At 71.6% G+C, this 14,526-nt stretch carries 12 protein-coding genes; 4 read left to right on the top strand and 8 right to left on the bottom strand.

Features of this window, described 5'->3' with window-relative positions:
• Positions 1-30 precede the first annotated feature (30 nt).
• Positions 31-1,746, top strand: coding sequence for a DUF885 domain-containing protein (locus tag AC3AGO_RS33300; RefSeq protein WP_487824010.1), 1,716 nt, complete (start codon positions 31-33; stop codon positions 1,744-1,746).
• 277 nt (positions 1,747-2,023) lie between these two features.
• Entirely contained in the window at positions 2,024-3,982 is a 1,959-nt protein-coding gene (locus AC3AGO_RS33295) for a glycoside hydrolase family 84 protein (RefSeq protein ID WP_487824009.1), read from the top strand.
• Positions 3,983-4,059: 77 nt separating this feature from the next.
• Here AC3AGO_RS33295 and AC3AGO_RS33290 read toward each other — a convergent pair whose 3' ends face one another.
• Positions 4,060-4,959, bottom strand: coding sequence for an SDR family oxidoreductase (locus AC3AGO_RS33290; RefSeq protein WP_487824008.1), 900 nt, complete (start codon positions 4,957-4,959; stop codon positions 4,060-4,062).
• Positions 4,960-5,127: 168 nt separating this feature from the next.
• Between AC3AGO_RS33290 and AC3AGO_RS33285 the strand changes: the two genes are divergently transcribed.
• Positions 5,128-6,087 carry a D-2-hydroxyacid dehydrogenase family protein gene (locus AC3AGO_RS33285; protein ID WP_487824007.1) on the top strand — a complete coding sequence of 320 codons (960 nt, stop codon included), beginning with the start codon at positions 5,128-5,130 and terminating at the stop codon, positions 6,085-6,087.
• A gap of 45 nt (positions 6,088-6,132) precedes the next feature.
• Here the strand turns inward: AC3AGO_RS33285 and AC3AGO_RS33280 are convergent, their stop codons facing one another.
• The 7 genes from AC3AGO_RS33280 to AC3AGO_RS33250 form a co-directional block, all read right to left on the bottom strand.
• Complete coding sequence (locus AC3AGO_RS33280; protein ID WP_487824006.1) at positions 6,133-7,881, bottom strand: GMC oxidoreductase; 1,749 nt, start codon at positions 7,879-7,881, stop codon at positions 6,133-6,135.
• Positions 7,878-8,873 carry an NAD-dependent epimerase/dehydratase family protein gene (locus tag AC3AGO_RS33275; RefSeq protein ID WP_487824005.1) on the bottom strand — a complete coding sequence of 332 codons (996 nt, stop codon included), beginning with the start codon at positions 8,871-8,873 and terminating at the stop codon, positions 7,878-7,880. Before AC3AGO_RS33275 ends, AC3AGO_RS33280 begins: the two co-directional genes overlap by 4 nt.
• Positions 8,870-9,859 (bottom strand): patatin-like phospholipase family protein, encoded by a 990-nt coding sequence (locus tag AC3AGO_RS33270; RefSeq protein ID WP_487824004.1) that lies wholly within the window; start codon positions 9,857-9,859, stop codon positions 8,870-8,872. The genes AC3AGO_RS33275 and AC3AGO_RS33270 overlap by 4 nt, the downstream gene beginning before the upstream one ends.
• Complete coding sequence (locus AC3AGO_RS33265; RefSeq protein WP_487824003.1) at positions 9,856-10,536, bottom strand: hypothetical protein; 681 nt, start codon at positions 10,534-10,536, stop codon at positions 9,856-9,858. Before AC3AGO_RS33265 ends, AC3AGO_RS33270 begins: the two co-directional genes overlap by 4 nt.
• Complete coding sequence (locus tag AC3AGO_RS33260; protein ID WP_487824902.1) at positions 10,533-11,939, bottom strand: FAD-binding oxidoreductase; 1,407 nt, start codon at positions 11,937-11,939, stop codon at positions 10,533-10,535. Before AC3AGO_RS33260 ends, AC3AGO_RS33265 begins: the two co-directional genes overlap by 4 nt.
• A gap of 7 nt (positions 11,940-11,946) precedes the next feature.
• Positions 11,947-13,044 (bottom strand): alpha/beta hydrolase, encoded by a 1,098-nt coding sequence (locus tag AC3AGO_RS33255; RefSeq protein WP_487824002.1) that lies wholly within the window; start codon positions 13,042-13,044, stop codon positions 11,947-11,949.
• Between the two features lie 290 nt (positions 13,045-13,334).
• Positions 13,335-13,820 carry a rhodanese-like domain-containing protein gene (locus AC3AGO_RS33250; RefSeq protein WP_487824001.1) on the bottom strand — a complete coding sequence of 162 codons (486 nt, stop codon included), beginning with the start codon at positions 13,818-13,820 and terminating at the stop codon, positions 13,335-13,337.
• Between the two features lie 93 nt (positions 13,821-13,913).
• On the opposite strand from AC3AGO_RS33250, the gene AC3AGO_RS33245 reads away from it, so the two are divergent.
• Positions 13,914-14,360, top strand: a complete 447-nt coding sequence (locus AC3AGO_RS33245) for an Lrp/AsnC family transcriptional regulator (RefSeq protein ID WP_487824000.1) — start codon at positions 13,914-13,916, stop codon at positions 14,358-14,360.
• Positions 14,361-14,526 lie beyond the last annotated feature (166 nt).

The following is a 14,526-nucleotide window of genomic DNA, read 5'->3' as shown; positions in this document are numbered from 1 at the left end:
CGGCGGGGCGCGTGGGTGAGGATGGTCCGCATGTCCGATGCATCCAAGGCAGCTCCGCTGCCGCGCCAGGTCGCCGACGCCTACGTCGACGCTCTCGTCGAACTCGATCCGATCACCGGTACGTATCTCGGTATCCCCGAGAGCAGCGGCCTGCTGCCCGACTTCTCGCCCGCCGGCCAGGAGGAGCTGGCGGAGCTGGGCCGGGAGACGCTGCGCAGCCTCGCCGACGCGGAACAGCGTCCGGGGGGTGACAGCGACGCGGAGCGGCGCTGTGCCCGTCTGCTGCGCGAGCGGCTGCACGCCGAGCTCGCGGTGCACGACGCGCAGGAGGGGCTGCGCGCGGTCAGCAATCTCAGTTCGCCCGCGCACTCGATCCGCGGGATCTTCACCATCATGCCGACGGAGACCGACGACGACTGGGCCGCGGTGGCCAGCCGGCTGCGGGCGGTCCCGGCGGCGCTGGAGGGCTACCGGGCCTCCCTGGGGCTGGGCCTGGAGCGCAAGCTGCCTGCCGGGCCGCGGCAAGTGGCGACCGTGGTGGGCCAGTTGAGCGAGTGGGTCGGCGAGAACGAGGACGGCAGTCCGGCCGGCGACGGCGGCAGCTGGTTCGACGCGTTCGCCGCCGAGGGACCCGAGCCGCTGCGCGCGGACCTCTCGGAGGCGGCGGCGGAGGCGACGCGCGCGTTCGCGGCGCTGCGCGACTGGCTGCGGGACGTGTACACGCCGGGCGTGGCCGGCGCGCCGGAGACGGTGGGCCGCGAGCGGTACGCGCTGTGGGCGCGTTACTGGAACGGCGCCGATCTGGATCTGGACGAGGCGTACGCGTACGGCTGGGCCGAATTCCACCGACTGCTGGGCGAGATGCGCGGCGAGGCGGAGGTGATCCTGCCGGGTGCGAAGACGCCGTGGGAGGCGCTGAAGCACCTCGACACGGAGGGCGAGGCCGTCGAGGGCGTCGAGGAGACGCGCGCGTGGCTGCAGAGCCTGATGGACGAGGCCATCGAGGAGCTGGACGGCACCCACTTCGAACTGGCCGACCGCGTCAAGAAGGTGGAGGCGAAGATCGCCCCGCCCGGCAGCGCGGCCGCGCCGTACTACACGCAGCCGTCGCTGGACTTCTCCCGTCCGGGGCGTACGTGGCTGCCGACGATGGGCGAGACCCGGTTCCCGGTCTACGACTTGGTGTCCACCTGGTATCACGAGGGTGTTCCCGGGCACCATCTGCAGCTGGCGCAGTGGGCGCACGTCGCCGACGATCTGTCGCGCTACCAGACGACGGTGGGCATGGTCAGCGCCAACGCCGAGGGCTGGGCGCTGTACGCGGAGCGGCTCATGGACGAGCTGGGGTTCCTGCGGAACGCCGAGCGGCGGCTGGGGTATCTGGACGCGCAGATGATGCGGGCGACGCGGATCATCGTCGACATCGGCATGCATCTGGAGCTGGAGATCCCCGGCGACTCACCGTTCCACCCGGGTGAGCGCTGGACGCCGGAGCTGGCACAGGAGTTCTTCGGCATGCACAGCGGCCGGCCCGCCGACTTCGTGGAGAGCGAGCTGGTGCGCTACCTGGGCATGCCGGGCCAGGCCATCGGCTACAAGCTGGGCGAGCGTGCGTGGCTGACGGGCCGTGCGGCGGCGCAGAAGGCGCACGGCGACGACTTCGACGCGAAGAAGTGGCACATGGCCGCGCTGTCGCAGGGCTCGCTGGGTCTCGACGATCTGGTGGCGGAACTCTCGGCGCTCTGACGCCCGTACGGCGCGCCGGATCCCCCGTGCGGCGCGCCGTCCTTCCCGCACGCCAGGCGGCAACTCCCCTACGGCGCGCGGGAACTCGCGTACGCGGCACGCCGGATCCCGGTCGGGTCCGGCGTGCCGCGTTTGCACATTCCGGGGCGGGTTCTTGGACTTTCGTGCGTCGTGCACGGAAAGAGCCTTGACGTGCACATGGGCGGATCGGATGCTGCGCGAGCCACCATGCCGCGCCCCGGGAGGCCGTTTGTCCGCCGTCGCCAGAACCCACGCCGTGCTCGTTCCCCTCGCTCTGCTCGCCGTCGTCCTTCCACCCGCCGGCGCCGCGCCCGCCTCGGGCGCCGACCGGCCGGCGCCGCTGCCCACCGTCTCGCCGACGCCACAGCAGATCTCCCGTACGGGACAGGACGTTCCGCTCACCGGCAGCGCCGAGATCGTCGTCGGTGAGGGGACGGACGCCGCGGCGAAGCGGCTGCTCTCCGAGGTGCTGCGCGCCCACGGCGTACGGCAGCCGCAGGTGCGTACGGTGCCGTCCGGACGCGCACCGCTCACCGTTCTGCTGGGCGAGGCCACCCGCCCGGACGTCGCGAAGGCGCTGGGCGGCACCGAAGTGCCCGCGCACGCCGAGGGGTACGCGCTGCGCGTGGCCCGCGACGGTGCGGGCCGCGGCACCGTCGCGCTGGGCGGCAAGGACGCCGCGGGCCAGTTCTACGCCGTGCAGACGCTCCGTCAGCTCATCACCGGCGCGAAGGAGTCGGACTCCGGCGCACGCGCGACAGGTGCCGGCAGGATCGCCGGGGCGGCCGTCAGCGACCGGCCCGCCATGCCGCTGCGGGGCAGCATCGAGGGCTTCTACGGAAAGCCGTGGACGCGCGCCGAACGCCTGGACCACATGGACTTCCTGGGCGACACCAAGTCCAACACCTATGTGTACGCGCCCAAGGACGACCCGTACCACCGGGAGAAGTGGCGCGACCCGTATCCCGACGACAAGCTCGCCGAACTCGGTGAACTGGTCGACCGGGCCCGCGAGAACCATGTGCGCTTCACGTTCGCCGTCTCCCCCGGCGGCTCCGTCTGCTACTCCGACCCGGCCGACCTGAAGGCGCTCAAGGCCAAACTGCAGTCGCTGTACGACCTGGGTGTGCGCGCGTTCTCCGTGCCGCTCGACGACATCAGTTACACCAAGTGGAACTGTGCCGGGGACGAGCAGAAGTTCGGGAAGCCGGGCCGGGAGGCGGCGGCCAAGGCGCAGGTGGGTCTGCTGAACGCGGTGCAGCGCGACTTCGTCGCCACGCACGAGGGCACGCAGCCGCTGCAGATGGTGCCCACCGAGTACGGCGATCTGACGGAGACCGCGTACAAGAAGACGCTGCGCGAGACGCTCGACAAGAACGTCGAGGTGATGTGGACCGGCACGGACGTCGTCCCGCCGGAGATCACCAACAGTCAGGCGGCGCGCGCCTCCGAGCTGTTCGGCCGGAAGGTGTTCGTGTGGGACAACTATCCGGTCAACGACTTCGGCAAGACGAAGGGGCGGCTGCTCCTCGCGCCGTACGCCAAGCGGGACGCCGGACTGTCGGAACACGTCACGGGGCTCGTCTCCAACCCGATGAGCCAGGCTGCCGCGAGCAAGCTCGCCGTGTTCACCATGAACGACTTCTCGTGGAACGACCGCGGCTACGACCGGAAGCGCTCCGGCGAGCAGGCGGCGCGCTATCTCGCCGGCGGCGACGAGCGTACGGCCCGCGCGCTGCGGACGTTCGTCGACCTCAACCATCAGGCGCCCACCTTCGGCGACACGCCGTGGCAGCCCCAGTCCCCCGTGCTGAGCGGCCAACTGGCCGCGTTCCGCGAGCAGTACGGCAAGGACCCGGCCGCGGCGGTGCGGCAGCTGCGTCCCGTGGCCGACCACATCGCGGAGACGCCGGGCATCCTGCGGGACGGGCCGACCGACCGTGCGTTCCTCGCGGACGCCGATCGGTGGCTGGACGCCACGCAGCTGTGGGGGCAGGCGATGCGGCACGGCCTGCGGGTCCTGACCGCCGTGCGGGACGGTGACGCGGACCGTGCCGCGAAGGAACGGGCGGCCATGGACACCGCCGCCACGGCCGCGTCCCGGATCACCGTCGACCCCGAGGAGCACCATCAGGTGGGCCCCGTGAAGCTCGGTGACCCCTTCATCGAGAACTTCCTCGCCGACGTACGGAAGGAACAGGACTCCGCACGTTAGAGGGCCGCAGTGCCGAGTGCCCCTCCCCCACGGGGCGCCCGGCGCACGGTCGCTCCCGCGTGGTCACCCGCGTACGGTCACCCCGGCGGCCCGAGGTGTCCGGGCCGGGGCCAGCGGGCGAAGCCGCCCTCGGAGTTGATGACCTCTCCGGTGACCCAGCCGGCCTCGTCGGTGGTCAGCCAGGACACGAGGCGGGCCGGCGTGTCGGGCTCGGCCCACGCGCCGCCGGGGAACATGCCGGCCACGGCGGCGTGGTCGGCGCCGTGCAGATAACCGGTGTCCACGGGGCCCGGGTTGACGGCGTTGACGTTGATCCGCAGCGGGCCCAGCGCCGTGGCGAGGGTGCGTACGGAGGAGGCCAGCGCTCCCTTCGCGAGCGCGTAGGCGACCTCGTCGGGCATGCCGCCGCGTACGTCCTGGCCGGACGTCATGAACACCGCGCGGCCGTGCGGCGCGTCCGCGGGGCGCGGCTGCCGGGCGAGCGCCTGGGTGAGCAGCACGGTGGAGCGGGTGTTGACGGCCCAGTGGGCGTCGAGGGTGTCCGCGTCGACGGCGTCCTCGCCGACGAGGGGGCCGTCGTGGCCGCTGAGCGCGTGGTTGGCGACGAGGATGTCGAGGCGGTCGCCGCCGAGCGCGTCGGTCGCGTCCGCCACGAGCCGTTCGGGGGCGCCGCGCCGGGTGAGGTCGCCGGGGGTGTGCGTGACGACGGCGCCGGGGACGGCGACTTCGCGTACGCCGGCGGCGAGGGCTTCGGGGCCTTCCGCGTCGGCGCCCCAGGGCTGGTCCTCGTCGTGGGGTGTGTGGTGGTGCAGGCAGACGCTCGCACCGTACGCGGCGAGCCGGCGGGCCACGGCGTAGCCGATCCCGGCGCGCCGGCTGGCGCCGGTGACCAGTGCGGTGCGCCCGCGCAACGGCAGCGGGTCTCGGTGCGGGGTGTCCTGCGGCGGAGTGTCCTGCGGCGGGGTGGGATGGTCCATGGTCGGCGAGCCTGCGGTATGCCGGGCCGGACTGTCACGTGATTTCCGCGGCGGCGTGTGGCGGGAGACGGCCGGAGGGGCACGTCAACGCGGGTTCCGGCCGTACGTGTTGAGAGACTGGTCCCTGCCGTGCAGTCCGCAGGCCACCGCCCGTACGGAGGACGAACGATGACGCTCAAGTGTGCCGTGCTCGACGACTATCAGGGCGTCGCGCTCTCTCTTGCCGACTGGTCCGTGCTCGACGGGAGCGTCGACGTGCGCACCGTACGGGAGTACATCGGCGATCACGACCGGCTCGTGGAGGAGGTCGGCGACTGCGAGATCCTGGTCATCATGCGGGAGCGCACGCCGTTCCCCGAGGAGCTGTTCGCGCGGCTCCCCCGGCTGCGGCTGCTGGTGACCACGGGCATGCGCAACGCGTCCGTCGATCTGGAGGCCGCCGCGCGGCACGGCGTGACGGTGTGCGGTACGGACAGCGGGTCGGCGGCCCCTGTCGAGATGACGTGGGCGCTGATCCTGGGGCTGGCCCGCGGGCTCGTCACGGAGTCCAACGCACTGCGTACGGGCGGCCCTTGGCAGCAGACACTCGGCGCGGACCTGCACGGCAAGCGGCTGGGGCTGCTCGGACTGGGCAAGCTCGGCAGCAAGGTGGCGCGCATCGGGCAGGCCTTCGGCATGGACGTGTCGGCGTGGAGCCGGAACCTGACGGAGGAACGGGCGGCGGCCGAGGGCGTACGGCGTGCCGCGTCCCTGGAGGAGCTGCTGGAGTCCAGCGATGTCGTGTCGGTCCATCTGGTGCTCGGTGACCGTACCCGGGGGCTGCTGGGCGAGGCCGAGTTGAAGCGGATGCGGCCCTCCGCGTTCCTCGTGAACACCTCGCGCGGTCCCATCGTCGACAGTTCGGCGCTGGAGGCGGCGCTGCGGGGTGGATGGATCGCGGGCGCGGGCGTCGACGTGTTCGACGAGGAACCCCTCCCCCAGGATCACCCGTTCCGCACACTGCCCAACCTGCTCGCCACCCCGCACGTCGGCTATGTGACCCGCGACAACTACGAGGGCTACTACGGCCAGGCGGTCGAGGACATCCAGGCGTTCCTGGACGGCGAACCGGTCCGCCTGCTGGGCTGACGGACCGGCCGGGCTGACGGGCAGGGCCCGACAACAGCGGAACGCTCAACGCAGGCTCTTCGCCCCCTTGTTGTCCTCCTCCAGCAGCCGGGTGCACATGCGGTCGGCCATGGCGGCGATGGTGAGGGACGGGTTGGCGCCCACGGGGCCCGGCATGGCCGCGCCGTCGGCGATGTAGAGGCCGGGCAGGCCGTGGACCTGGCCGTACGCGTCGCACACGCTCTCACTCGGGTGCTCGCCCATGGGCGCGCCGCCGAGGGGGTGGACGGTGACGATGCGGCGGAAGAACCACAGCGGGTTGTCCATGTAGTGCGCGTCGAGTTCCTGGGCGAGGTCCTTCATGGTCTCGCGGACGCGGGCGAAGTAGGCGGTGCTGGTCTGCGTCGTCCACTTCACGTCCAGCCATCCGTTGCGCAGCCCCGCGGTGCCGTCGGGTACGTCGCGTCCCATGCCGAGCAGCGGCAGCGTGCCGGCCGACAGCCGTCCGTTGCCGATGAGTTGGGAGATCTCGGAGCCGATGCGGCCGTCGGAGCTGCCGCCCCACAGGGACAGCAGCCAGCGCACGACGAACTCGGCGGTGCGGAAGACCGTTCCGGTCAGGTCGGCGGACTGGACGAGCCAGTCGGTGAAGCCGGGGTAGCCGCCGTCCTCGATGTAGTAGCCGCGCCCCGGGCGGGCGCTGCCGGACTTCCCGTCGAGGAGGTCGCCGACGCGGATGGCGCTGGTGATGACAGGACCTCGGCTGGCGTCGAGGGACGGGCTCTGCCCGCGTTTGCCGGGCAGCAGGAAGGTCAGCAGGTCGCCGTTGCCGGACATGCGGGAGCCGAGTGCGGCGCTCAGTCCCGGCAGCCGGGAGCGGTTGCGCAGCAGCAGGTACGTGGTGCCGTAGCTGCCGGCGGCGAGGATGAGCCGGTCGCAGGTGACGGTGCGCTGCGGGAGGCTCTGCGTGTCGGTGCGCCGGCCCTCGGCTGCCGGGTCGTGTTCGACGTACGTGACCTCGTAGCCGCCGCCCTCGCGTGCGGTGAGGGTGCGTACTTCGCAGCGGGAGCGGATCTGCGCCGGGTGCGGGCGGGCGGCCGCGGCGGCGGACAGATAGGTGTGGTCGAGGGTGTTCTTCGCACCGTCGTTGCAGCCGATGTCGCACTCGCCGCACAGCCGGCAGGTGCGCCGCGGGGAGCCGTGCAGGTTGGCGTAGCCGGGGTCGGCCAGCGGCAGACCGATGCCGGGTTCGTCGCCGGGCCGCGGCGCGAAGCTCACGGCCAGCGGCGGCAGTTGCCAGTCCAGGTTGAGTTTGGTGGCGGCCTGCCGCATGGCGTGCGTCTTGGGTGTGTCGGCGTAGGCGGGCGCGGACAGCGGGTACGGGGTGGCGCCCAGCATCTTCTCGACGGTGTCGTAGTGCGGGTCGAGGTCGGCGCGGTTCACGGGCCAGTGCTCGTACCCGCCGTGGGGCAGCGGCTCCTCGTGGACGAACCACTTCTCGTCCTTGCGCAGCAGCACGTTGGCGTAGATGAGGGAGCCGCCGCCGAGCCCGCTGGAGACGACGGATTCGAACCCGCCGAAGGACCACACGTCGAACATGCCGTACAGGCCCTCGCTCGGGTCCCAGAAGGCACGGCTCATGGCCTGCGGGCTGCGCGGGAAACTGCCCGGCGGGTAGGGGCGGCCGCGCTCCAGCACGATGACCTTCTTGCCGGCTTCGGCGAGCCGGTAGGCGGACACCGAGCCGCCGAAGCCGGATCCGACGACGACGGCGTCCACGTGTTCGGGTACGGACGTGCTGGATAACGGTGTCACGACGGCGTCTCCCCCTGACGGTCGTTGAGCTGTTTGAGGCCGTCGTCCCGGGTGAGGACGGGCCGGTAGTCCAGGTCCCGCCGGGCCGCGCTGTCGTCGACGGTCATCTCCTGCCCGGAGAGCGCCACGAACGTGCGGGTGACCGGCGGTTCGCCCCGCAGCCGCAGCGTCCGCCACACCGTCTCGGCGGCCCGCGCACCGGCGGACAGCGCCCAGCGCGGTACGGAACGGTCCGGCAGCTCGGTGTCCGCGGTGGCGGCGAGCGCCGTCAGGAACGCGCGGAATTCGATCGGTTCGCCGTCGGTCAGGAAGTAGGCGCGCCCTCCGGGCCCGCCGCGCAGCGCGGCGAGGATGCCCGCGCAGGCGTTGGCGGCGTGGCAGGTGGAGGTGAGATAGCGGCCGCCGTCGACCCAGGCGTACCGTCCCGAGCGCGCCGCCTGCACGACGGCGGGCAGCACGGTGGTGTCGCCAGGCCCCCACACCAGGCGGGGCCGGACGGCGAGGGTGGTCAGGCCCGTTGAACTGTCCGAGTGCGCGGCGAGCACGAGATCCTCGGCGAGGCCCTTGGTGCGGGCGTACTCGCCGACGGGGTTCGAAGGCCGTGGTGTGGACTCGGCGGCGTTGCGCAGCGGCTTCCCGTTGGCGAGGACCGCCTCGGTGCTGATGTGCACGAGGCGTTGAACTCCCGTGTCCTGCGCGGCCCGTACGACAGCGGCCGTGCCGTCGACGTTGACGGCGGTGAACACGCGGCGCGGCCCCCACTGCCCGGTGAGGGCCGCGGCGTGCACGACCGCGTCGCAGCCGTCCATGCCGCGGCGCAGCACCGCGGTGTCGAGGAGCCCGCCCCGTACGGCTTCCGCTCCGTGCGCGGTGACGGTCTCGGCGGCCGTGTCGGAGCGGGCCAGGGCGCGCACGGTGTGCCCCTCGGCGGTGAGCGCGCCGAGCAGGTGGGTGCCGAGGAATCCGGAGCCGCCGGTGACGAACACCCTCATGTGCGCCTCCCCTTGCGCACCCGGTCCAGCTCCGGCCAGGAGGCCAGAGCCTTCGCCGCGGTCTCCTGGCCGTGGGCCATGACCTCGCGGGCCACCTCGGGCCGGAAGCGCAGGAAGCCCGAGGCGGTGAAGGGCATCCCCGTCGGTTCGACGAGCAACATCGGTACCTGTTTCTTCTCCGTGGCCCGCGGGGCTTCCGCGGCCAGCGTGTTGACGGTCTCGGCGTGCCGGAAGTCGGCCATCAGCGCGGCGTAGGCGATGTTCTCGGCGAGCAGCCCGATGGCCTCGGACAGCGACTCCGCCGCGGGCGCGGGCCGTTCGGCACCGCCCGCAGCCACGACGATGACGGCGTCCGGCTCGTAGGCGAGCGCCGGCTTGAGCGGTGTGTTGGCGACGAGCCCGGCGTCCGAGTACGCGTTGCCGTCGACCTTGCCCTCGGCGAACAGCAGCGGTGCTGCGGTGGACGCCATCAGGTGCTCCACGCCGAGTTCGGCGCGCTGGAACTCCGGAGTGCTGCGGTGGGCCGGCGGCAGCTCATTGGTGAACCGGGTGACGCCCGCGCCCGCCTGGTCCACCGCGGAGATGACGACCGTACGGCCCTCCAGCACCGGCAGCGGGCCGGAGCCGAAGTGACGCTTGAACGTGCGGCGTGCGGGTGCGGTGTCGAGCAGCCACATCCACCGGGTCGCGGCCATCACGTGCTCCATGAGGCTGCCGCGCGGCCTGGACAGGAGGCGGCGTACGTCGAGGAGGTTCCACACGTCGGTGCGCGGCGTGTAGATGTCGGTGCAGTCGACGGTCTCCCACATCTCGGACAGTTCGTCCGCGTCGGTGCCCGTGCCCAGCGCGTACGCGGTGAGCGCGCCCGCCGAGACGCCGGACAGCACGTCCGGCACCAGCCGCGCGTCGCTCAGCGCGCGGGCCACCCCGGCGCTGAAGTACGCGGCGGGCGCGCCGCCCCCGGAGAAGACCACCGCGAGTCTCATACGGTGCCGCCCTCCCCCGCCCGGTCGAAGAGGGCGCCGCCGAAGTACGTACGGGCGATGCCCTGCGCGAACAGCCAGGCGTACGAGCCCAGGGCCTGCCCAGAGTCGATGACGCCGCCCGCCCAGGGGGTGCGTACGGAGGCCAGCAGCCGGGCGATGTCGCCGGCGCCGAGCCGCAGCACGCCCGCGCCGACAGGTTCGCCGTCGGCGGCGATCCCGCGGTAGAGGCGCACCGCGAGGGTGGTGGTGTCGCCCCACAGGCCCAACGGGGCGAGCACCGCGGGACGTTCGGGCGCCGACTTGCGGCCGGTGAGGTGGTAGGGCGTGCCCTGGTGGTGGAACGTCAGCTCGTACACCATCAGCGGGCTGCCGTTGCCGTCGTGCAGCGCGTCGTAGGTGGGCGGGAAGAGGTGGAAGATGCCGTCGGTGAACGGGATCCGGTGCCGTACGCCCGGCAGTTCGACCTCGCCCGTCAGCCGGGCCGGCCGGCGCGGCGGGGTCGTGAAGGCGTGGGTGTCGTCGACGGTGACCGTGGCGTGCAGGACGAACTGCCAGCCGGTCAGGCGCCCTTGTCGTGCGCCCTCGGAGGGACTGCCGGTTCCCATGGTGAAGGGCCCGGTCATCTTCTCGCGGAAGGTGAGTGCCACTGCCTGTGGAGTGATCGCTGCCTGTGTCATGACCCCGAGACGTCCTTCTTCTCCGTGGCGTACTCGTCGTCGTACTGGGCGTTCGGGTCGACGCGGCGGCGGATGTCCGGGTCGGCACTCGTGAGCGAGTGCATGTAGCGGAACGCCTGGTAGCGCACGGTGAGTTCGTCGATGCGGGCGACGAGCTGCTGGAGGACGCCGTCGGTCATCTTCTCCGGGGCGACACCCAGGTAGAGCATCAGCTCGCAGTACGGTTTGGCCTCGTCGGTCCCGGAGAGATAGCGGGAGCGGATGGCCTTCACGTAGATGGACACGAACGTGAGCGCCCCGCTGGCGCGCCGCTCGCGCAGGCACACCTCGTTCAGCTCGCGCAGCAGCGTCTCGTAGTGCTCGACGGGCGCGAGGACGATGAACATGCGCGTGGGGTCGCCGACCGTGGAGTCGAGGACCTGGTCGGTGAAGCGCTCGATGTTCTTGGTGGTGCCGTAGCCGGGCGGCAGCAGGACGGAGCCCATGCCGAGGTATTTGACGAACTCGTCGAGCGCGCTGGGCAGCCGGCCCGCCCAGTAGCCGAGGAACTGCTGGTAGCCGTAGGCGACCCGGTTGTAGAAGGACTTGAGCGGGTGCTGCGCGGTCTCGTGGTACGAGGAGAACTGTCCGATGCGCACACTGCTGCCGCCGGGCAGCGGAAGGTCCGCCCAGGCGCCGCGCTCCATCAGCGCCTCGCCCGGTTCGCGGATCAGCTGGGCCGAACGGTCCACGAACGCGTCGAAGTCGGTGGTGACGAACCGGTCGTTGGACAGCACCGTGCGGAACTTGTCCACGCGGAGGATCTGCACGGTCAGCGTCGTGATGACGCCGTGCCTGCCGGTGCCGGCGAGCACCTTCAGGAACAGGTCGCGGTCCTGCTCACGGCTGCACTGGTGGACCTCGCCGTCCCAGTCGACGAATTCGAGTTCGGAGACGGTGTCGAGGAACAGGCCGAACCGGTGGGAGGCGGGACTGATGCCGCCCACGGAGGCGAAGCCGGCCGCGGTGATGTGGTTGTGGTCGCCGATGATCGCGAGCCCCAGGCCGCGTTCGCCCAGTGCGATGTCCGCGTCGGCGAGCAGCACGCCGGCCTGGAGGGTGCAGGTGAGGTTCTGTTCGTCGACGTCGACGATCCGGTTCATCCGGGTGGTCAGCAGGAGTGTGCCGCCCTCCGCGGTGACCAGGTTGTTGCTGGAGTGCCCGCTGCCGCGGAGCACGAGGGTCTCGCCGAGCGTGCGGGCCTCGCGGACGGCGCGCACCACGTCGGCGGTGCCGCTGGGCAGCAGCACCTTGCCGGGCCAGCGGGGTGTGGTGCCGGGGTCGGCGACGCGCGACCAGTCGTAGGCGAGTGATGCCAGGGAGTCGTGGGTGAACGTTTCGTGGCTGCTGGGCTGGTAGGCCATCGGCACGTCAGGCTCCGTGTTGTTTGAGGAAGTCGAGCATGCGCGGGAAGACGTCGCGGTCGGCACGTTCGCCCATGAAGATGTCCTGGTGGCCGTAGCCGGGGAAGACGGCGAGGTCGTGCCGTCCGGGGACGACCGCCTCCAGCCGCCGGTGGCACACGATGTTGGAGTCCGTGAAGACCCGGTTGGCGTCCCCGGTGGTCAGCAGCATGGGCGTCTCGGTCTCCGCGGCCCCGGCCAGATAGTCGTCGGGCAGAGTGTCGTACCGCGGATCGTTCTTCGCGTACTTGACGGCCCGTCCGGCGCGGACCATCGCGTTCACGTGCCGGTAGTAGTGCACACCGGTGGCGCCGTACAGATCGCCGCTGCGCCGGTGGGTGATCTCGTGCAGCTTGTTGTGGCTGTAGAGCGCGGGCCAGCCCGTGCCCCACATCGTGCTGAGCATGTGGCAGGAACTCTCGTCGCACTCGGGGTGGAAGAGATCCACGATCCGGGAGACGGCCCAGCCCTCGGTGAACCGGGGCTCGCTGGCCCAGGCCGGGTCCAGATACGGGAAGCCCAGCACATACTCCGTCAGGTTCGGCGTCAGCATCAGCTTCAACCGCGACCAGTCCGGCACCCGCGGCGTGAGCGCCGCACTGTTGGCGATGACGCTGGTGATGCCGTCGACCGCGCCGGCGAACAGGCTCATCGTGAACGACACGGAGCCCAGACAGTGCGCGATGACATGGATGCGCTTCCCCGGACCGGCCGCCGCGCGCAGCTCTTCCAGCGCGGCCGGATAGTCGTACAGCGCGATGTCGTCCATGGTGTAGCGGTGCCGGCCCCTGTTGTACGGGTGCCGGTTGCTCATCCGGTAGTCGAGCGTGAACACGTCGCCGTAGCCGTTGTCCAGCAAGTAGCGGACCAGGTTCCGGTGTTCGGGCATGATGAACATGTCGCTGGACGTGGTCAGTCCGTGAATGATGAGCACCACGTCGTCGGACGTGCCGCGCTGGAAGCGCAGCATGCTCAGGCCGAGCTCGTCCTCGGTGGTGAACGGATGTGTGGTGATCTCCGCGTCCGGCACGCCCTCGAGCGTGTACAGCGGAATGGTGCGAGTCACGTCAAGCCCCTCCCCTTACGTCGGCCACCCTCACGGGACCCCCGCCGATCGTTTACAGGCATGCGCGCGCTGTGGATTCAGGACGCTACGGAGAGGCTCCACAGGGCGTCAAGCAACCCCTCCCGATCCGGACATGGTTCGGAATCCGATGGACATGTCGGGAACACCTGTCTGATCAGGGCCGTCGGGGGTTCCGCTCGTACGGACGCCGTAGCCGGTACGGGCCGCCTCTCCCGTACCGGATACGCGCGTCTGTCCGTCCCGGACGGGCCGCAGGTGAGGGGTGGGGATCAGCAGCCGCAGTGTGCCGCGCCGACGCCCTCGTCAGGGGCGGTGAGCGGGTCGGCGGGCATCCGCGAGCGGCCGTTCCGGTTCTCGGTGGGGTGGCCCTCGCGGATCCAGTACTCGATTCCGCCGAGCATCTCCTTGACCCGGTACCCGAGTTGGGCCAGCGCGAGGGCGGCCTTCGTGGCGCCGTCGCAGCCGGGACCCCAGCAGTGCACGACGACGGGCACGGCCGGATCGAGCAATTCCGCGGCGCGGTGCGGAATGTCCGCGGTGGGCAGGTGCAACGCACCCGGAATGCGGGCCTGTTCCCACGCGGCGGCGCTGCGCGAGTCGACGAGGACGAAGCCCGGGTCGCCGCTCTCGCGTGCGACGTGCACATCGGCGGGGTCGGTATGGAAGGCGAGCCGGGCGGCGAAGTAGGCCGCGGCGCCGTCCGGTTGGGCGAAGCGGAGGGCCGACGCGGGGGCGGTGGGTGGCTTTGTCGTCATGCCGGTAAAGCTATGCGGCGGGCCCGTGCCGCTGAAGTGCGATTCCCCGGCGGAGTGCTTGCCGGGCCGGGGATTCCCCGCTAAGCATGCCGCATGACCGATTATTCCCCGGACGCCACGGACTGGCGCATACTGGAGGTTCTCCAGCGCGAAGGGCGGGCCAGTTACGCGGAGTTGGCGCGGGCCGTCAGCATGTCGGCGAGCGCGGTCACCGAGCGGGTGCGGCGTCTGGAGGACGCCGGGGTGATCTCCGGGTACGCGGCGGTGGTCGACGCCGAGCGGCTGGGCCTGTCGGTGCTGGCCTTCGTGCGGCTGCGCTATCCGAACGGGAACTACAAGCCGTTCCACGATCTGCTGGACGTGACGCCGGAGATCCTGGAGGCACATCACGTCACCGGGGACGACTGCTTCGTCCTCAAGGTCGCCGCGCGCTCGATGCGGCACCTGGAGGAGATCGCCGGCCGGATCGGCGCACTCGGCGCGGTCACCACCAGCGTCGTCTACTCCTCCCCCCTCCCCCACCGCCCCCTCAGCCCCTGACCGGCAGCCGGCGGGGGCGCCCGGTCGGCGCCGGCCAACCACCTGCCGCCGGGTGACGCGGTCGGTCCATGTGCCGCTCCTCCGGCGGACGTTGACGGGATCGGCCCGCCCACCGCATCGGACGCCGCCGGTCAGGCGCATCTCCGAGCACACCGGTCCCCGCCCC

The sequence above is a fragment of the Streptomyces sp. BL1 genome (genome assembly GCF_057628045.1).
Note: the sequence above shows the minus strand (reverse complement) of the source record. Positions and strands in the feature narration are given on the sequence as shown.